This window comes from Streptomyces sp. GESEQ-35 (assembly GCF_017948485.1).
Classification (GTDB): domain Bacteria; phylum Actinomycetota; class Actinomycetes; order Streptomycetales; family Streptomycetaceae; genus Streptomyces.
This window is the reverse complement of record NZ_JAFFSX010000005.1, coordinates 310,647-330,079: the sequence shown is the minus strand read 5'-3', so window position 1 is coordinate 330,079 and position 19,433 is coordinate 310,647. Positions and strand designations below refer to the sequence as shown.

Annotated in this window: 14 protein-coding genes; 8 read left to right on the top strand and 6 right to left on the bottom strand. The window is 71.5% G+C overall.

Annotated features, from left to right (window positions below; genetic code table 11):
- The first annotated feature begins 106 nt into the window (after nt 1-106).
- A complete protein-coding gene (locus KCH87_RS13115) occupies nt 107-1,312 on the top strand; it encodes a hypothetical protein (RefSeq protein ID WP_247196120.1) in 1,206 nt (401 codons plus the stop codon).
- A gap of 77 nt (nt 1,313-1,389) precedes the next feature.
- Complete coding sequence (locus KCH87_RS13110; RefSeq protein ID WP_210586193.1) at nt 1,390-1,857, top strand: pyridoxamine 5'-phosphate oxidase family protein; 468 nt, start codon at nt 1,390-1,392, stop codon at nt 1,855-1,857.
- Between the two features lie 30 nt (nt 1,858-1,887).
- Here KCH87_RS13110 and KCH87_RS13105 read toward each other — a convergent pair whose 3' ends face one another.
- A complete protein-coding gene (locus tag KCH87_RS13105; RefSeq protein WP_210586192.1) occupies nt 1,888-2,610 on the bottom strand; it encodes a response regulator in 723 nt (240 codons plus the stop codon).
- Nucleotides 2,607-4,232, bottom strand: a complete 1,626-nt coding sequence (locus tag KCH87_RS13100) for a sensor histidine kinase (protein WP_210586191.1) — start codon at nt 4,230-4,232, stop codon at nt 2,607-2,609. Before KCH87_RS13100 ends, KCH87_RS13105 begins: the two co-directional genes overlap by 4 nt.
- Nucleotides 4,233-4,450: 218 nt before the next feature.
- Between KCH87_RS13100 and KCH87_RS13095 the strand changes: the two genes are divergently transcribed.
- From KCH87_RS13095 to KCH87_RS13080, 4 genes are all read left to right on the top strand, one after another.
- Complete coding sequence (locus KCH87_RS13095) at nt 4,451-5,437, top strand: tripartite tricarboxylate transporter substrate binding protein (RefSeq protein ID WP_210586317.1); 987 nt, start codon at nt 4,451-4,453, stop codon at nt 5,435-5,437.
- Nucleotides 5,438-5,468: 31 nt separating this feature from the next.
- On the top strand, nt 5,469-6,005 hold the full coding sequence (locus KCH87_RS13090) for a tripartite tricarboxylate transporter TctB family protein (RefSeq protein ID WP_210586190.1): 537 nt from the start codon (nt 5,469-5,471) through the stop codon (nt 6,003-6,005).
- A 1-nt stretch (nt 6,006) separates the two neighbouring features.
- On the top strand, nt 6,007-7,500 hold the full coding sequence (locus KCH87_RS13085; protein ID WP_210586189.1) for a tripartite tricarboxylate transporter permease: 1,494 nt from the start codon (nt 6,007-6,009) through the stop codon (nt 7,498-7,500).
- Between the two features lie 160 nt (nt 7,501-7,660).
- The gene (locus KCH87_RS13080; protein WP_210586188.1) at nt 7,661-8,659 is read left to right on the top strand and encodes a serine protease; all 999 of its coding nucleotides are present in this window, start codon (nt 7,661-7,663) and stop codon (nt 8,657-8,659) included.
- A gap of 51 nt (nt 8,660-8,710) precedes the next feature.
- Here the strand turns inward: KCH87_RS13080 and KCH87_RS13075 are convergent, their stop codons facing one another.
- Both KCH87_RS13075 and KCH87_RS13070 read right to left on the bottom strand, forming a co-directional pair.
- Nucleotides 8,711-10,351 carry a thiamine pyrophosphate-binding protein gene (locus KCH87_RS13075; protein ID WP_210586187.1) on the bottom strand — a complete coding sequence of 547 codons (1,641 nt, stop codon included), beginning with the start codon at nt 10,349-10,351 and terminating at the stop codon, nt 8,711-8,713.
- The gene (locus tag KCH87_RS13070) at nt 10,348-11,133 is read right to left on the bottom strand and encodes a cyclase family protein (protein WP_210586186.1); all 786 of its coding nucleotides are present in this window, start codon (nt 11,131-11,133) and stop codon (nt 10,348-10,350) included. Before KCH87_RS13070 ends, KCH87_RS13075 begins: the two co-directional genes overlap by 4 nt.
- Before the next feature lie 104 nt (nt 11,134-11,237).
- Between KCH87_RS13070 and KCH87_RS13065 the strand changes: the two genes are divergently transcribed.
- Complete coding sequence (locus tag KCH87_RS13065) at nt 11,238-12,416, top strand: cytochrome P450 (RefSeq protein WP_210586185.1); 1,179 nt, start codon at nt 11,238-11,240, stop codon at nt 12,414-12,416.
- 6 nt (nt 12,417-12,422) lie between these two features.
- Here KCH87_RS13065 and KCH87_RS13060 read toward each other — a convergent pair whose 3' ends face one another.
- Nucleotides 12,423-14,396, bottom strand: coding sequence for a serine protease (locus KCH87_RS13060; protein WP_210586184.1), 1,974 nt, complete (start codon nt 14,394-14,396; stop codon nt 12,423-12,425).
- 119 nt (nt 14,397-14,515) lie between these two features.
- Complete coding sequence (locus KCH87_RS13055; protein ID WP_210586183.1) at nt 14,516-16,204, bottom strand: heme peroxidase family protein; 1,689 nt, start codon at nt 16,202-16,204, stop codon at nt 14,516-14,518.
- 320 nt (nt 16,205-16,524) lie between these two features.
- Between KCH87_RS13055 and KCH87_RS13050 the strand changes: the two genes are divergently transcribed.
- Nucleotides 16,525-19,419: an AAA family ATPase gene (locus KCH87_RS13050; protein WP_247196119.1), complete on the top strand. Its 2,895-nt coding sequence runs from the start codon at nt 16,525-16,527 to the stop codon at nt 19,417-19,419.
- Nucleotides 19,420-19,433: the final 14 nt, after the last annotated feature.

The window sequence follows — 19,433 nt, the reverse complement described above, 5'->3', positions numbered from 1 at the left end:
TCCCCGCCCCTTGACGCCCCGGGAGGCCGTTGGCACACTCACCGGCCACTCATAGAAAACGCTTGCTACAGCCTCGCCGCACACCCCACATTTTGGAGAGGACGAGATGGGACGCAGAGCCGCACATCACCTCGCCGACACTCCGGCAACGGCCCACAGAGGACGGGCCGTTGCCGCCGGCGCATGCGCCACCGCCCTGCTCACCGGCGCGGCCCTGCTCGCCGAACCCGCGAGTGCGGCCGCTCCCCCGCAGCCGACGGCGGCGTGCGGCGAGGGCTCGTACCAGGCGGAGGCCGTGCTCAGCGGCAGCACCTGGACCGCACGGCGCGGCAGCAGTGTCGTGTACTCCGGCAGCGATATGCGCGCGGCGATGCAGGCGGCCGTGGGCAGCCTCACGGCGGGCCGCACTTCGAAGGAACGGGTCGTCGTGCGCGGCTCGGGCTCCATCGGCGCCGGGTCCAGGGTCTCGCTGCCGAGCTACACCGTGCTCGACGTCTGCGGCACGATCAACGTCACCGGATCGGGCTCCGGCGACCAGGCCCCGGTGTACGCCCGCGGCGTCCGCGACATCGAGGTCCAGCACCTCAACCTCACCGGGACTCCGCTGTACGGCATCTTCATGCGCAACGTCCAGAACGTCGTGCTGGGCCAGCTCGACATGCGCCTGTCGGCGGGCCTCGGCGTACGCATCGACAACCGCGGCGACACCAGCCAGTGGACGCGGAACGTCAGGATCGACAACGTGTACGTGTCCGGCGCGAGCAGTCACGCGGTGGAGACGTACGGCGTCGACGGACTCACGGTCGGTACGGTCACCGCGCGCAACGTGGGCGAGTCCGGACTGCTGCTCAACCAGACCGTCAACGCCACCGTCACCAAGGTCGACGCGGACGGAGCGGGCACCGGCACCGGCTACGCGGCGTTCCGCATGGCCAACCGCAACGGCCGGGTGGGCAGTTCGTACCCCACCAACATCCGGGTGGGTGAGGTGATCGCGCGGGGCGGCGGCCGCGGGGTGTTCTGCGTCTCCGAGAGCGGCGGCGCGGTCATCGACCGGGTCAACATCTCCAACGCCGGCAACAACTCGATCCTGGTCGAGAACTGCTACAACGTGAACATCGCCGCGCAGAGCGGCAGCGTCACCGGCGGCGGCGAGATCCGGCTCGCGGCCCGCTCGGAGTTCCCCAACAACGCCGACGTCACCATCCAGAACCTCACGGTGACCAACTCGGCGATCAGGGAAAGCCCCTGCGGCACCAACACCACGTTCCGCAACAACACCCTCGTCAACAGCAGTCAGAGCATCTGCTGAGCGAACGGCCCGAGCACTGTGCCGGTGCTCGGGCCCAGGCTCCCGAACGACCGTCCCGAGAGAGCGGAGTGATCGACGTGGCCGAGAACGAGGCAGCGGCGCTGGCGCGCCGGATCATCGACGCCAATCGTTACCTCGTGCTGTCCACCGCCGACGCGACGGGACGGCCATGGGGTTCACCCGTGTACTTCGCCCACATCGACTCCACCGAGTTCTTCTGGGTCTCCTCGCCCGACGTCACACACTCCCGCAACATCGCGGTGCGCCCCGAGGTGGGGATCGTCGTCTTCGACTCCCAGGTGGAGATCGGCACCGGGCAGGGCGTCTACCTGCCCGCCGTCGCGGAGTTGGTGGACGGTGCCGCGTCGGCCCGGGGGATCGAGGCGTTCTCACGCCGTTCGGTGGCCCACGGCGGCCGGGAGTGGACCGGCGAGGACGTCCGGCCCGGCGGCGGAATCCGGCTCTACCGAGCCACCGCCGACTCGCACTGGATGCTCGCCAAGGACGGCCGACCCGACCACCGCATCCCCGTGGACCTCACCTGACCACTCTGCCGCGGCCCGTCACAAAGGAACTCACTGCATGACAGCGGGCTGTCCGCGGAACCGGTAGCGGCGTTCGGGGCGCCCGGCCGCGCCGTAGCGCAGGGAGACCTCCGCGTTGCCGGTGGTGTGGAAGTACTCCAGGTAGCGGCGGGCGCTCACCCGGGAGACACCGGTCAGGGTCGCGCACTCGGAGGCGGACAGAGTGCCGGGACAGTCGCGGAGAGTGCGCTCGACGAGGTCGGCGGTCTCCACGCTCATGCCCTTGGGCAGCATGGAGACGGTCGACGCCGGTACGGCGGCGCCGGCCAGGACCCGGTCCACGTCGGCCTGACTGCGGACGACCGTGGTGCGCAGCCGGCCGCGCTGTGCGGCGTACCGCTCCAGGCGGGAGCGCAGGTCCTGGAACTCGAACGGTTTGAGCAGGTAGTCCACGACACCGCGGCGGACGGCACGGCGTACCGTGTCGGCCTCCCGTGCGGCGCTGATCACCATGACGTCGCAGTCGTGGCCGGCGGTGCGCAGCCGGGGGATGACGTCGAGGCCGAAGACGTCGGGCAGGTACAGGTCGAGCAGGACGACGTCCGGGCGGAGTTCGTCGACGGCGGCGATGGCCTCCTCGCCGGTGGTGGCGACGCCGACGACGGTGAAGGGCCGGACGCGTTCGACGAAGGTGCGATGGACCCTGGCCACCATGAAGTCGTCGTCGACGACGAGGACGCCTATCTCGTTCGGCTCGCCGGTCGTGCCGGTCATGTCGCTCCTTCCGCCACCGCGTCGGTGAGGTGGCTGACGGTCATGCGCGCGGTGAACACGGCCCCGTCGGGGGTGTTGGTCACCGAGATCTCACCGCCGTGACGTTCGCAGACCAGCCGGGTGAGCGCCAGACCTATCCCGCGCTCGCCCTCGTGGGCGGCCTTGGTGGTGAAGCCGTGCGTGAACACCTCCCGGGCGAGTTCCGGTGCCACGCCGGGACCGGAGTCCCGTACGACGATCTCCACACTGGAGGCGTCCTGCCGCAGTTCGACCTCGACCCACCGTTCGCCGTCGTGCGCCGCGGCATCCACGGCGTTGTCGACGAGGTTGCCGACGACGGTCGCCACGTCGGCGGCGTCCTCCGGGGTGAGCCGGTCGAGCGCGGTGTCGTCCGAGATCCGCAGCGTGACCTTGCGTTCGGCGGCGAGGGAGGCCTTCGCCGTCAGCAGGGCGGCGACGGCGGTGTCCCGGACGCGGCGGCTGAGGGTGACATCCAGCGACTGACGGCGCCGGCTCAGCGCGCGGATGTAGCGGACCACCTCGTCCTGTTCGCCGATCTGGATGAGCCCGGAGATGGTGTGCAGCTGGTTGGCGAACTCGTGGGCCTGGGCGCGCAGCAGCTCCGACGAGCTGCGGAACGAGCCGATCTCCCGCTCCAGGCGGGCGAGTTCGGTGCGGTCCCGCAGGGTGGTGACCGAGCCGAGCAGCCGGCCGTCCTTGGTCACGGTCATCCGGTTCATCACCAGGACGCGGCCCCGGCGTACGACGACCTGGTCCCGCTGTTCGGGCGCGGCGCCGGCGAGGACGTCCCGCAGCCGTCCGTCGATGCCGAGTTGGTCCAGGCTCCGGCCCACGCACTCCTCGGGCAGGTCGAGCAGGGTCCGGCCCATCTCGTTGACCAGGGTCAGCCGAGCACCTGGATCCAGGGCGATCACACCTTCGGCGATGCCGTACAGCATCGCCTCGCGGTGCTCGGCAAGACCGGCGATCTCGCGCGGCTCCAGACCGAGGGTCTGCCGTTTGACGCGCCGGGCGAGCAGCCAGGAGCCGGCCACGCCGAGGCCGCTGGCGATGCCCAGGTAGGCGAGGAGATAGGAGGACGCGCCGCTCAGGCGCTGCCACACCGTCGGGTCGGCTTCGCCGATCATCACCGTGCCGAGGTGCCGGCCGAGGTTCTCCCGGGTCGCCCCGAGGACGGGCACCTGGGCCACACGTTCATGGCTGCCGTCCAGGGTCAGCGGCCCCGACCAGCCGCGTCCCGCCGCGCCGCCCTCCCCGAGGGGCAGCCGTTCGCCGATCACCGTGGGGTTGGTGGAGCTGACGATCCGGCCGAGGGCGTCGGCCACCGTCACCGAGGTGACCCCTGACTGGGTCTGCATGGAGTTCACCAGCGGGGCGAGGCCCTCCTGCGGCACCGGCTGGGCGAGTTCGCTGCGCACCAGGGGCGTGGCGGCCAGTTGCTCGGCGAGCGCGGTGACCCGGCGCCCCTCGACGCGGTTGAAGGTGGCCTCGGACTGGGCTAGGGAGACCGCGGCGATCGCGAGCAACACCACCACGACGATGGCGAGTTGGAGCACCAGCATCTCGCCCGCGAGGGTCTGGCGACGGAAGGTGGTGGCCACGACGTACTCAATCTCTGACCTGGTGGTTCGGGTGCCGGGACGCCCCATGATGGCCCCCGGCCGTGGTCAGGGGAAGACATCCGTCGCCGCCCGGCCCGCTGACACAAAGACCAAAACCTCCGTTGGTTCCGGAAGCGAGACACGTCGTCGGCACCCGTGCAGCATGTGGCCCACATCACGCTCCACTGACCCGCATCGACCGACAGGTGGTGAAACTCGTGCGCCTGCGCTTTCCCCTCGCCCTGCTCGGGGCCGCCGTGCTGGTCCTCGTCGGACCGCCGCTGCTCACCACCGGCAGCGGCTCCGAGACCGGCACACAGATCCCTGGCCTGCGCTTCATGGTCCCCAACACACCCGGCGGCGGTTACGACATCACAGCCAGGACGGCCGCGAAGAACGCCGAGGACGCCGGCCTCACGCACAGCATCGAGGTGTTCAACCTGCCCGGCGCCGGCGGGACGGTCGGCCTGACCCGGCTGGTGGGCGAGCACGGCAACGGCAAGCTGGCGATGTCGATGGGGCTCGGTGTCGTGGGCGCGGCCCGCTCCAACCACGCGCCCAAGACCCTGGCCGACACCACGCCGATCGCCCGGCTCACCGAGGAGCAGGACGTGGTCGTGGTCGCCAAGGACTCGCCGTACAAGACGATCGACGAGCTCATCGACGCCTGGAAGGCCGCCCCGGGCAAGCTGCCGGTCGGCGGCGGCTCCTCGCCCGGCGGGCCCGACCATCTGGCGCCGATGCTGATGGCGCAGGCCGCGGGCATCGCACCTAAGCAGGTCAACTACATCCCCTTCGACGGCGGCGGCGAGCTGCTCGCCTCGATCCTCGGCAACAAGGTCGGCTTCGGGGTGTCCGGCGTCGGCGAGTACCTCGACCAGATCAAGGCGGGCGAGCTGCGGGTGCTCGCGGTCACCGGCCCCGAGCGCGTGGGCGAACTCAAGGACGCGCCCACGCTCAAGGAGTCCGGCTACGACGTGAACTTCACCAACTGGCGGGGCATCGTCGCCCCGCCCGGTCTGTCCGCCGCCGAGCGCGACAAGCTCACCGGGCTCATCAGGGAACTCCACGACTCCCCCGAGTGGCAGAAGTCCCTGGAGCAGAACGGCTGGGAGGACGCCTTCCTCACCGGTGCGCAGTTCGGCGACTTCCTCGACGCCCAGGACAAGCGCGTGGTGTCGGTGCTGAAGGAGCTGGGGTTGTGACGACACATACGGAAGTGAAGGAGCTCGGGCCGTGACGACGCAGACTGATCTTCCCCCTGCCGAGGCGGCAAAGCGGCGCTCGTGGCTGCGCGAGCACTCCGAACTCGGTGTCTGCGTCCTGCTGTTGGCCCTCGGCGTGCTGGTCCTCACCGATGCGCTGACCATGGACGTCGAGATCGCCCAGCGCGGTCCCGTCGGGCCCAAGACCGTGCCGATCGTCGTCGGTATCGGCCTGCTGGTCATCGCCGCGCTCCTCGCCGTCGACGTACTGCGCGGCGGCCGCGGCCAGGCCGAGACCGGTGAGGACATCGACCTGTCCGAACCCGCCGACTGGCGCACGGTGCTGCTGCTCGCCGGGGTTTTCCTCGGCGCGGCCGTCCTCATCGAGCCGCTGGGCTTCCCCGCCGCGGGCGCCCTGCTCTTCTGGGGCGCCGCGTTCGCCCTCGGCAGCCGCCGTATCGACCGCGATCCGCTCATCGCGGCCGTCCTCTCCCTCGTCACCTACGTCGTCTTCAACAACCTGCTCGGAGTGCCGCTCCCCGGTGGCCCGCTGATGGGAGCGCTGTGACATGAACGCCCTCAACTCCCTTATGGACGGCTTCGGTACGGCACTCACCCCGCTCAACCTGCTGTGGGCGGCCGTCGGTGTGCTGCTCGGCACCGCGATCGGCGTCCTGCCCGGCATCGGGCCCGCGATGGCGGTGGCGCTGCTGCTGCCGGTGACGTACGGGCTCGAGCCCATCGGCGCGTTCATCATGTTCGCGGGCATCTACTACGGCGCGATGTTCGGCGGCTCCACCACCTCGATCCTGCTCAACACCCCGGGCGAGAGCGCCGCCGTGGTCGCGGCCATGGAGGGCAACCCCATGGCCAAGTCGGGGCGTGGCGCGCAGGCCCTCGCGGCCGCCGCCATCGGTCACTTCGCGGGCGGTCTGATCGGCACGATCCTGCTGGTGGCGCTGGCGCCGACGGTCGCCGATCTGGCCGTCGACATCGGCGCGCCGGACTACTTCGCCATCATGGTGCTGGCGTTCATCGCCGTGACGTCGGTGCTGGGCTCGTCCCGGATCCGAGGACTCGCCTCCCTGCTGATCGGCCTGACGCTCGGTCTGGTGGGCCTGGACCAGATGACCGGGCAGCAGCGTCTCACCTTCGGTTCCCTCCAACTCGCCGACGGCATCGACGTGGTGATCGTGGCGGTGGGTCTCTTCGCGATCGGCGAGGCTCTGTGGGTCGCGGCGCATCTGCGGCGCAGTTCCGGCGAGGCGATCCCGGTGGGCCGCCCGTGGCTGGGCCGCGATGATGTGCGGCGGACCTGGAAGTCGTGGCTGCGCGGCCCGTTCATCGGCTTCCCGTTCGGTGCGATTCCGGCGGGCGGCGCGGAGATCCCCACCTTCCTGTCGTACGTCACGGAGAAACGTCTGTCGAAGCACAAGGACGAGTGGGGCAAGGGCGCCATCGAGGGCGTTGCGGGACCGGAGTCGGCGGCGTCGGCCTCGGCGGCGGGCACGCTGGTGTCGATGCTGACGCTGGGCCTGCCGACCACGGCCGTCGCGGCGGTGATGCTGGCCGCGTTCCAGCAGTACGGCATCCAGCCCGGGCCGTTGCTGTTCGAGCGTGAACCCGAGCTGGTGTGGGGCCTGATCGCCTCACTGTTCGTCGGCATGGTGCTGCTGCTCGCCCTCAACCTGCCGCTGGCGCCGGTGTGGGCGAAGCTGCTGCGCATTCCACGGCCGTACCTCTACGCGGGGATCCTCTTCTTCGCGATGGTCGGCGCGTACGCGGTCGGCGGCGAGGTCATCGACCTGGTCACCCTGCTGATCATCGGGCTGATCGGCTTCGGCATGCGGCGCTACGGACTGCCCATCCTGCCCGCGGTCATCGGTGTCATCCTCGGGCCCAACGCCGAGCAACAGCTGCGGCGCGCCCTACAGATCAGCGACGGGAGTGTCTCGGGTCTGGTCGACACGCCTTTCGCGGTGACCGTTTATGCGGTGGTGGCGCTGCTGCTGGTGTGGCCGCTGATCAGGAAGCTCGTGGTCCGGGGCCGAACCGAGGCCTGATGTATGCAGGGTTTGTGCAATTTCGGCCATCGTGGTGACGTGCACCTGCCCAGACACCGCTTCCTGATGGCACGCTGCCCTGACCGCACGCCGTAACACCCCTGCCCACCCGGGCGGACGGTCCGCACCGCCCGGTCCCCCCACCGCAGAAGGAGACCGCGTGAAAGGCAGACTCGGCACATCCGGCGGTGCCCGCGTCCGGCGCACCGTTCTCGGCGCCCTGGCCGGCGTCGCCGCACTCCTGGCCACCGGTGTCACCGCATCCCCGGCCGGTGCCGCCACTCCGGAACCGGGGTCGTTGACCCTCTCGGCGCAGGAACACGCCCGTGACTTCTGGACCGCGGAGCGGATGCGGCAGGCCACGCCGCTCGACGTGCTGTCCGTCGACCGCTCCGACGTGACGGCATCGGCCCCTCGTCAGGGCAAGAAGGCCGTCGTCGCGCCGAGCACCCCGGCGTCCACTGTCGGAGCTCTGGCGTTCCCCAACGGCGGCGGCGCCTGGACCGGGGGCGGTGCCGTGGTGCAGACCGCGGGGCGGGTGTTCTTCAGCTACCAGGGCCGTACCGCATCGTGCTCGGGCAACGCGGTCACCAGCGCCAACAAGAGCACCGTGATGACCGCGGGGCACTGTGTGAAGCTGGAGGGGGCCTGGCACACCAACTGGGTCTTCGTGCCCGGCTATCACGACGGACAGGCTCCGTACGGCACCTGGACCGCGTCCAAGACCCTGTCCACGCCGCAGTGGACGGCCAGTGAGGACATCAACTACGACATAGGCGCGGCCGTGGTCGCCCCGCTGGACGGAAAGAGTCTGACCGATGTCGTGGGCGGCCAGGGCCTGGCCTTCAACACCGGCTACAACAAGGCGATGTACGCCTTCGGCTTCCCCGCCGCCGACCCGTACGACGGCGAGAAGTTCATCTACTGCAGCGGCACCACCTACCGGGACTTCCTGCTGTCCAGCGACCACGGCCTCACCTGCGACATGACCGGCGGCTCCAGCGGAGGCCCCTGGTTCACCCAGTTCGACGAAACCACCGGCACGGGCCTCCAGTCCTCGGTGAACAGCTTCAAGTACAACTTCCTGCCGACCGCGATGTACGGGCCGGTCTTCGGCACTGACGCGCAGAACCTGTACCAGACCGCCCAGTCGTCCTGACCGGTCGCCCCGTCCGGCGGGCCTGCGCCGCATGCAGGCCCGCCGGCGGGCTCAGTGCCCCCGGAACGCCTCCTCCAGCCACCAGGACCCGTGGTCGCGGACCACCTTCGCGTCGATGAGCAGCGGTGCGGAGCGTGGCCCGGCGACCCAGTCCTCCACGGCCTTCAGATCCGCCCGCGAGCGCACGGTGACCGCCTCGAAGCCGTAGCCTCGCGCCACGGCGGCGACGTCCGTCGGCGGGAACTCGACGAGGCCGAGGGGGTGTCCGTCGGGCCCGAAGTGGTGCACTTCGGCTCCGTAGGCGTCGTCGTTGTAGACGACGACCAACATCGGCAGCCCCAACCGACGGACCGTGTCGAAGTCGGCGGCGCCCATCATCGCGCCGCCGTCTCCGAGCGCGGCCACCGGAAGCCGGTCCGGCCGGGCCAGCGCCGCGCCGATCGTGGTCGCCAGGCCCAGGCCGATCGACTGGAAGGCCTGGGTGAAGCAGAAGCCGTCCTGGTCCGGCACCGACAGGTACATGCTGGGGTGGCCCATGAAGTTGCCCGAGTCCACGCCGATCACCCGCTCGCGGGGGAGGATGTCGTCGAGCGCGATGCTCAGCGTCCGCGGGTCGATCCGGTCACGGCCGCTCGTGTCGTCGTACGGCACGTCCCGCCAGTGCACGCGTTCAGCTACGGCGGCGCCGACCTCGGGGGTCCGATAGCCCTGCCTTGGTTCGCCGCCCGCGTCGAGAACGCGTCGCGCCGTGCGTGCCACGTCACCGGTGACGCCGAGATCCAGCGCCCGGTGCGCGCCGAGCGCCGACGCGTCGTCGTCGACCTGGACCACCGTCGCCTCCGGGCCGATCAGCCGGCCGTGCCGCATGGTCCACATGTTCAGCGCGCAGCCCCAGCCCACGATGAGGTCCGCGCCCTGGATCAGTTCGGCGGCCAACGGGGAGGCGAAGCCCCCGGACACGTCGAGCGACCATGGGTTGCCGTGGAACAGTCCGCGGGCGACGGCCGACGTCGCGAGCAGCGCGCCCTGGTGCTCGGCGAGTGCATCGAGGGCTTCGCGGCAGCCCGGCCCGCGTGCTCCCCGCCCGGCCACGAACACCGGGCGTCGGGCCTGCTCCAACAGCCGTGCCAGCGCGGTCACTTCGGCCGCCGACGGTTCGACCACGGCCCGTTCGGGCGGCGCCGCGGCCTGCGCCAGGGCTCCGTCCGGCACCTCCACGGCCTGCATCGGCAGGGGGAGGTTGAGCAGCACGGTGCGCCGTTCGTGCAGGGCCCGCCGTACGGCGGCGCATGCCTGCTCGACCGCGTCCTCCGCGGACGTGATCCGCGCCGTGACCGCGCCGACCGCGTGTGCCAACGCGTCCTGGTCGACGTAGAAGTTCGACCTCGGCTCGGTCACCTCGGCCGCGAGCACAAGGAGGGGCGTACGGCTCTTGGCCGCCTCGGCGATCCCCGTGACGGCGTTCGTCAGGCCGGGCCCCTGATGCACACTCAGTGCCGCCACCGTGCCGCTCATCCGCGCGTACGCGTCGGCCATCGTCGCCGCGCCGCCCTCATGGCGTGCGGCGACGAACCACGCTCCTGCCGCGACCATGGCGTTGGTCGGGTGGAAGTTGCCCGACCCGACCACGCCGAAGACCTGCTCGACCCCGGCCGCCACCAGCGCCCGGCCGACGGCTTCCGCGACGTTCATGCGCGCTCCACCAGGGCGAGCACGCGCGCGGGAGCCCCGGACCCGGTGACGATGGGCAGCGGGCCCGCGATGACGACGGCACCGGTCGGCGGCAGCGCGGCCAGGTTCTGCAACTGGGTCAGCCCGTACTTGTCGCTGCCCATGAGATAGGAGTGGCACGGGAACGCCGGGTCGAAGGAGTGGGCGCGTCCGGCGTCGGTGCCCACCGTCTCGACGCCGAGACCGATCACCGGCGACTCCTCGGCCACCCAGCGGGCGCACTCCGGTGACAGGCCGGGGGTGTGCGGACCGTTCTCGTCCGCGTTGAGAAACGCCTCCTGCGTGTCCGAGCGGGCATCCCAGCCGGTGCGCAGCAACAGCCAGCCGCCCTCGGGCAGCGGGCCGTTCTCGGCTTCCCAGGCCTTCACATGGTCCACTTCGACCAGGAAGTCCGGGTCGGCGTCCGCTTCGGCGGTGAAGTCCAGCACGGCGGCCGGTGCGATCAGCCGTCCGGCCGGTACCGAGGCCACGTCGATGAGGTCCTTGCCGGTGACCCAGTGGTTCGGTGCGTCGAAGTGGGTGCCGGTGTGCTCACCGCTGCGGAAGTTGTTCCAGTACCAGGCCGGCCCCCGGTCGTCGTACCGGCTGATCTCCTCCAGTTCGAACACGGCGGTCTGGCCGAACTCGGGCGGCAGCTGGATCACAGGCGTGGACGACGACAACGGCGAGGTGAGGTCGACGACGTCGATCGAGCCGCTCCGCAGCCCGGACACCAACGAAGCGAGAACGGACGGCTCGGACATGGGCGCCTCCAGAGTCGATGATGAAATGACAGCATCGCAGGCCACTATGGCGGCTGTTCAGATGCAGGACCGTAACTCCAGTGACAGGAACAGAGGCAGCTCCCATGGAGAAAGCGCACCGGTTTCCGCTCGGCGCCACGACCACGCTCGATGAACTGGAGGACGACCCGCATCCCAGGCTGGCCCTGCTGCGGGCCGGCGAACCGGTCTCGTGGCTCCCCGCGCTGGGCGGCTGGCTGGTGACCCGGCGGGATCTCGCCCTGCGGGTGATGCGCGACGCGGCCGGCTTCACCGTGGACGACCCCCGCTTCTCCACCGCCCAGGTCGTAGGTCCCAGCATGCTCTCCCTGGAAGGCGCCGAGCACGCACGGCACCGCGCTCCCTTCACCGATCCGTTCCGCGCGCGAGACGTGCAGGACCGGTTCGCCGGGTTCGTGGAAGAGGAAGCCGCCCGGCTCGTGGAGGCCGTCCGGCCGGGGGGCGGCGCCGAGCTGCGCCGGGAGGTGGCAGGGCCACTGGCGGTCGCGGTCGTCGCCGAGTCCCTGGGCCTGGTCGACGCCGACGCCAAGGCGGTGCTGTCCTGGTACGACGCCATCGTGAGCGCGGTCTCCGACATCACCGCGGGCCGGCCCGCGAATCCTGCCGGGGCGGCGGCCTTCGACCAGTTGCGGGGCAGCGTCGAGGCGACAGTCGCCGCGGAGGCCGATGCGTCGCTGCTGGTCGCGGCGGCCGAACGGCTGAAGCTGCCGGAGGTGGTCGCCAATGCCGCCGTGCTGATGTTCGGCGGCATCGAGACCACCGAGGGCATGATCGCCAACGCCGTACGGCATGTGCTGGCCGATCCCGCCCAACTGGCGCTCCTGCGGGCCGATCCGGGTCTCGTCGACGCGGCGATCGAGGAATCGCTCCGCCTGGAACCCGCCGCTGCGGTCGTCGACCGCTACGCCACCGCCGATGTGTCGATCGGCGGGGCCGAGGTGCGCCGCGGGGATCTCGTGGTCGTCTCGCTCGCCGGCGCCAACCGTGATCCCGAGGTCTTCGAGGATCCCGACCGTTTCGACCTGCGACGCACCAACTCCCGTCTCCAGCTGGCCTTCGCCCACGGCCCGCACTTCTGCCTCGGCGCCCACCTCGCCCGGCTGGAGACCCGCGTCTGCCTTGTCACGCTCCTCGATCGTCTCCCGGGCCTGCGCCTCGACCCCGCCGCGTCCTCCGCGCCCACAGGCCTGCTCTTCCGCAAGCCCCCGGCGCTGCACGTCCGTTGGGACACTCCGGGGTCGTGACGCCGCCTACGGGCGGGCGCCGCGACCGATCTCGGCTGCGATCCGGGCCTCGGCAAGGTACTGCGTGATGTCGTGTGCCCGGTCCTTGCGGTTGGCGCAGAGCACGTCGCGCACCCCTGTCCAGGTGTCGCCGAGCGGACAGCCGATGGCGACGGCGTCCGCAGCCGCCCAGGCGTTGATCCACACTCCGACCTGACCGGGCCGGACGGGTCCCCCCGTGAGCAACCGCCGGTACACGGCGTCGAGTCCGAGTGGGCTGCCCGCGGTCACGAGCAGAGGCACGGAGGCCCGCTTGTGCAGCCGGGTGAACAGGTCGAGCGCGACGACGGTGCCGAGGCTGTGGGTGACCAGGACGATCTCGCCGTCGTCGGGCATGTCGGCCAGCACCGCGTCGAGCACGGCGTCGCGTACCGACTTGTTGTCGAGGTAGGCGGCGATGTCGCGGAACACCGTCGCGATCACGGCGTCGTCGAGCCCGCTGCGCGCCGCGATCCAGGACAGCGGCCTTTGCAGTGCGGCGACCACCCCGCCGAGGAGGCCCGACTCCTGTGCGGCCACGCCCTCGCTCGCGCGTACGCCCTCCTCCACGGACTCCCGTTCCGACGCGGGCATCCCGGCGCGCTTGGCGGCCTCGGCGAGCAGGGTGGCGTACACCGCGCGGGCGCCGGGATCGGAGGGCGCGTACGCCTCGGCCGTGGTCGTCGCTTCGGGGGCGAGGTGCTCACGGTCGGCGGCCCAGGCGGCCAACGCGTCGCCGTAGTAGGGGAACCAGACGTCGCCGGCGTCGATCGGCGCAAGGCCCGCCGCCGCCAGCCCGATGGCCAGGCCCCCGCACCAGCCGGCGCGCAGCGCGGCGGGATCGCGGCCCTGCTGCCCGCGGCCGTGCAGGAACACCACGCGCCGGCCGGCGCCGGTCCGCCCGGCGACACCGCGCCGCTGCTGAGCACCCGCGCCGGCCTCGGCATGCGCCGCGGGCAGGGTTGCCTGAGCGGGGAGGACGTCTTCGGTCAGCGCCGCTTCGCTCGGTACCGCCTGCGAGCCCAACTCGGCCAGCAGCAGCTTCTGTTGCGGTGGCAGCTCGGCCAGCGCGAGGTGCCGCAGGATGGCGCTGACGCGTGCCCCCTCGTTGGCGATCCAGCCCTCGCCGTCCGGGTCTGGTACGCCGGCGTGGTGCAGCGCGACGACCTCCCACTGGTCGTTGAAGACGGGCGAGCCGGAGTTTCCGGGCTCGGTGTCCGTGCGGTAGTGCAGGAACTGCGGCAACTGGTTGAGCAGGGCGTTGTCGCGGACCGCGAGCTCTTTCGGCCGGGCGTCGGGATGGCCGACGACGTTCACCGGCTCACCGATGACGATCTTCCCCTGTTGGGCGATCAGCCTGAGCCAACCGTGCACCGCGCCGGGCCGGCTCCCGTCGGTGCCTGCCGCGACCGCGACGAGGGTGTAGTCGAGGTCGGCGTCGGTGACGAACAGGTCGCCCGGGACCAGGTCGTAGGCGGCGATCGGTTTGGGCACGCCGTCGACGTCGGATTCGAGGTCGAACTCCGCGAAGGATCCGGTCGCCGTCTTCACGTCGGGCAGCACGTGGTTGTTGGTGAGGAGCAGACGCTCCCCCACGAGGAACCCGGTGCCGAACCCGGCCCGCCGTCCGTTGTCGATGATGGACATGCGGGCGACCGCGCGGGCCGCACGTGCCCCACGGGCAAGGAAGTTGACGCTCTGAAGCTCGCTCGCGGCGCCGAGGATCCGTTCGGGCACGACGGCGGGAAGCACCGGGCCCCCGTCGGTCGGCACCGGCGCCAGCGTCTCCGGATCGACCTCGCCCTTGCTCAACAGCCGCTCCGCGCGGGCGAGCAGCTGCTCCTCGCTGTCGACGACGAAGGGCACGCCGGTCTCCGCCTGCCGACGCCGGATGTCCTCGCGCTGCTGCGCCGTGTCCCGGTATCGCTCCATCATGTTCTGCTGCTGTTCTGGTATGTCCATGCGCGGATGCTCCTCGGCGGGGGACGTTCGGCGCTTCGGGGAATTCCCTACGGGGGCAGGTGCGCCCCCACCGGTACGGGCCGGCGGGGGCATGGGGGGCACAGCTGGGCGCGGGTGGGTCAGAGGACGCCGGCGAAGCGGAGGAAGTCCGCGATCGTGCGCACCGGTCGGCCGTTGGGCAGCTGGACGCCCTGTGCGGGGCTCCAGCTCGTCTGGTTCACGTACGAACCGGAGTCCTGGCGGATCTGGCCGACGATGGTCTCGGCGACGATGCGGCTGCCGACCTCACCGAGCCGCCGGCCCAGCTCCCTCACCTCGGCCTCTTTCAGCACGTAGAACCAGAGCGGGGTCTTGTCGAACAGGCCGCCCGCCTCCAGGGCGTTCTTGACCGCGTCGCTGCTGTTCTGCTCGAGTTCCACGCGGCTGAGAGGTGTGACTTCGAGGGCTTCGGCCACGGCCTGGCCGGTGGGGGCGGCCAGCCGGTAGCCGCGCAGGAGGTTGCGCTGGGCGAGGTGCTTGAGCAGTTTCTTGATCCGGTCGGCCAGGCCCGGGTCGTTGCCCTCGTTGCGCAGTTCGGCGAGCGGTGGCGCGATCCTGGTGTCGATGAGCCGTGCGAAGCGGTTGGCGAACTGACTGTTCTTGTCGACCATCCGGTCCCACTCCGCCGGCCAGTTCGACGGGAGCGTCGTCAGCTGGCCGGCGAAACCGCCCTTGCCGGTGAACTGGAACAGCTGGTCCAGGGTGGACACGGGCGACCTGTCGCCGGGGCGGCCGAAGTTGCGGTTCCAGTCGTAGGCACCGCGCACCATGCTGTGGCCGAAGCGGAAAGCCGCAACCGCGAACTCGATCGGCACGTAGGTGCCGCGACGGTCCAGGGCGAGCAGGTTCCCCTCCGCGGTGTCCACCAGGTCGACGACGTCGGGGCGAGCCACGGTGCGCAGATAGTCGTGCACGCACAACCACTGGTAGGTCCATCGGGTGAGGTCCCTGGCCCGTCGGAAGACCTCGGCGTCGGACTCGAAGCCGGGCTCGTTGTCGCGCACCCAGTCGACCGCCGCGTTGTGGAACCGCAGGAACGCCACGTGCAGTTGAGCCACCACGAGGTTCTCGTCGTTGCGGGTGTCGCCGACGAGCGGTGTGCGGTCGGGCTTGCGCGGCAGATCCCGTTGCGTGTCGTCGACCGGGGGGATCAGCGCGCCCACATTGGCGGGCACCGGCGAGAGCAGGCCCAACCGGAACTTGATCCCGTCGTAGGGAACGGCGTCCTTGCCCACCACCGGTGCCGCGAACGGCCCGTCGCCGTAGACCGAGTCGAGGTTCAGTGCCGGGATCCGCAGGTTCTCCAACTTCTTGATCACTTCGTCCGGTGGCACGGGCGGCAGGTTCTCGTCGGTGATGTTGATCACCAGATCGCGGTCGGTCGCGGCGGTCAGATCGTGGTCGACGAACTGGCCCCAGTAGGTGTAGATCGCCGGAATCGGTGAGTTGAGCTCCGGGAGGCGCACCTCTTCCGGGGTCTCCACGATCGCCGAGCCCAGTTCGAGCAGTGCCTTGACCACCCTTGCGATGTCGTCCTGCGGCAGGTGGTGCTCCGGGAACTTCTTCGCGAGGTCGGGGAACAAGTAGTCGAAGGAAGTGGTGCCCACGTGCGCGGCGACGTCGGTGGACTCCTGAACCACCGTGCTGCGCGTGCTCAGGCTCTCCTGGGTCTGGGCGGTCTTCTCCGCCTCGTCGGCACTGTCGAGAATCGCGTGTCCGCCGTGCGTGAGGTTCGTGATCACCCGCCGGAACTGTCCCTGCTCAGCCATCCCCTGCCCCTTTCCGGTCTAGGGCACGCGAGTCTTTCCGGACGCTCGCACCACGGCTTCGGGGAACTCCCTACCTCCGCCCGGGACATGCGCTGCCGCGTTCCTGAGCAGCGCGCCCGCCGAAACGCCTACGCCATCCGCCGCGTCGCCGGCGCCGGATGCACCCGGCAGGTGCTACGCGCCATGGGCTCACCGCGCGGACAGCACCGTACGGAGGCCGCCGTAGGACCGTCCCGACCACTCACGCCGATCACCCTTCCGGGGGCACCCTGGTGATATGACGGACCGCCGCTGGGGAGCGGCAGGGGTACGGGGGCGTCATGGAAGAACCTGCGATGACCGGTGTGACGGTGGGCGCAGCGGCATGCGATCCGGTCCATGCGCCGGGCGACTCGGGTGTGCACGGGCCGTACTGCGTCGTGGCTGCCTCCGCGCCCGACGAAGCGACGTCCGACCCGGGGCCCGTTGCCCTGGTCGGCCGGAACACCGAACGCGACCTGGTGGCCGGCCTGGTGGACGCCCTGCCCCACAGGGGCGGTGCCCTGCTGCTGAGCGGTGAACCGGGGATCGGCAAGAGCATGGTGCTGCGCCACGCGGCCGCCCGCTGCCAGGACGCCCAGGTGCTGTGGGCCTGCGGAGTGGAGTCGGAGGCCGTGCTGCCGTACGCGGTGCTGGCCGATGTGCTGCTGCCGCTGCGCCATCACTTCGGCGAGCTGCCGCCGGCCCAGCGCAGAGCCGTGGAGGGCTGTCTCGCGCTCGCGGATGCGGCCGAGCCGAACCCGTACGCGGTGTGCGCGGGCGCGCTCGGCGTGCTGGCCGCCGCCGGGGAGGCGTGGCCGCTGCTGGTCCTCGTCGACGACCTGCACTGGGCCGATCCTTCGTCCCGGCAGGTGCTTCAGTTCGTGGCCCGGCGGCTGGCCACCGAGCGAGTGGCCCTCGTCATGGCCGCGCGCAGCGGGCCGGAGGAGGAGGGGATCGAGGAGAGCGTCCCGCACGCCGTGCTGGGGCCGCTGACGGACGACGAGTGCTGGACCCTGTTACGGCGGCACAGGCTCGACCGGGCGGATGCGGCGGCGGGCCGGATCGTGCGGCTGGCACACGGCAACCCCTTGGTCCTGGTCGAGTACGCGGCGGCGCTCGCCCGCAGCCGTGCGGGCGGTGCCGAGGCGTGGGACGACTCGTGGGAGGCACCCGGGCCGCTGGTGGAGCGCGCATGGCGCGGACAGCTGCGCATGCTGCCCCCGCGCAGCCGAGAGGCGCTGGTTTACGTCGCCGCCGGCCGAACCCCGCAATGGCCGCTGCTGCAACGGGCGTTGGCGTCCGACGGACTCACGACCGCCGATCTGGACCCGGCCGAGGCGGCCGGACTGGTACGGATGCGGGACGGCGCGTGCGAGCTACGGCATCCCGTGCTGCGGCCGGTGGTGCTGGGACAGTGCGCCACGGTCCGACGGCTTGAGGTGTACCGGAAACTGGCCGCCGTGAGCTCGGGCGAACTACAGACCTGGTACCTGGCAGCCGCCGCCCCCGGTCCGGACGAGTCGGTCGCCGCCCGTCTGGTGGCCGACGCCCGGCAGGCGCGGCAGCGCGGGGCGTTGGCGGCTGCCGCGCCCACCTGGCACCGTGCCGCCGAGCTGTCCCCGGACCCCGCGGACGCGGCCCGCCGCCTGTTCGAGGCCGCGCACGACGCTTTCTACGGCGGTACGACGCGGGATGCCGCCCAGTGGTGCGAGCAGGCGCTGTCGCACTGCCGGGACCCGCTGATGACCGCGGACATCGAGCTGCTGCGCGGCCAGGCCTGCACCTGGCTCGGAGATCCCGGCCGTGCGCATCAGCTGCTGGTCGGCGCGGCCCGCGCGGTCGAGCCGGTGGACCCCTCACGTGCCTGCCGGCTGTACGGGGCCGCGGTGGTGCCCGCGACGATGGACGGGCGGATGGGCGACGCCTGCGACATCGCCGCCCGCTGCGCGGAGTTGGCGGCCGGCACGCACGGCACGCAGCGTCGCCACGCCGCCGTGATGCGCGCCCGTGCGCAGGCTCTGGGCGGCGATGTACGCGAAGGCCGTACGGCCCTGCTCGGGCTGCTCGCCCAGACGCGCGGCCGGCCCGGCCCCGAGGAACGCCAGACGACGATGGAGATCGCGCAGGGCCTGTCCTGGACCGGTGACGGAGAGCTCGCCCGCCGCGTCCTGGACACGGTGATCGAGGGGATGCGCCGCGACCACTCCCCCGCCCTCCTGCCGTACACGCTGCTGGCGCGGTGCGAGGTGGAGATGTGGTCGCGCTGGCCGATGGCCCGCGCGGACGCCACCGAGGGGCTGCGCTGGGCAACGGAGTTCGGGCATCTGGCGATGACGGGCTACGCGTTGCTCCAGCTCGCACGGCTGGACGCCCTGCGCGGCGACGTCGCGGCCTGCGAGGAGCGTGTGGCGCAGTACGAGCGCTGGTGCGGCGGTCGGCTGCGCGGTCTGTCCTTGTTCGCACGCGGTGCGCTGGGTACGGCCGCGCTCGCCGCCGGTGATCCGGAAGCGGCGCGTGCGCACCTGGAGGCGGCGTTCGCGTCGGCGCAGGAGATGGGGCTGGTCAATCCCTGCCTGATGCCGTGGGTCGCCGACCTCGCCGAGGCCTGTCTGCGCACGGGGGCGAGAGAGCGGGGCGTCGCCGTCGCGGACTGGCTGCGGGAGCGTGATACCGCGACCGGTCTGGCATGGCCGGCGGCCGCGCACGCCCGCTGCCGGGTGATGCTCGCGCGGTCCGCAGAGGAGGCCGCCGACTGGCTGGCCGTCGCGGAACGCGTCCACGCCGACCAGGAGATGGCCTTCGAGCGGGCCCGGACCCGGCTCGTCGCGGGAGAGGTCCTACGCCGGTTCCGGCGGCCGTCCGCGGCACGCGAACCGCTGCTGCTCGCCCGGCGGACGTTCACCGCGCTGGACGCCGTTCCCTGGGCGGTCCGGGCCGAGGCCGAAGTCGCGGCAACGGGGCACCGCACCGCCGTCCACGGCAACGAACCGCCGCCGGTGGCCCTGCTCACCCCGCAGGAGCTCCAGGTGGCGCGCGCCATCGGCGAGGGGCTGAGCAACGTGGAGGCCGCCGCGTCCCTCTTCCTCTCCCGCAAGACGATCGAGGCCCACCTCACCCGCGTCTACCGCAAGCTGGGCGTCCGTTCCCGTTCGGACCTGGCCCGCTGTCTGGCCCACGCCGGGGTGACGGGCTGAGTACGCGGTTCGGC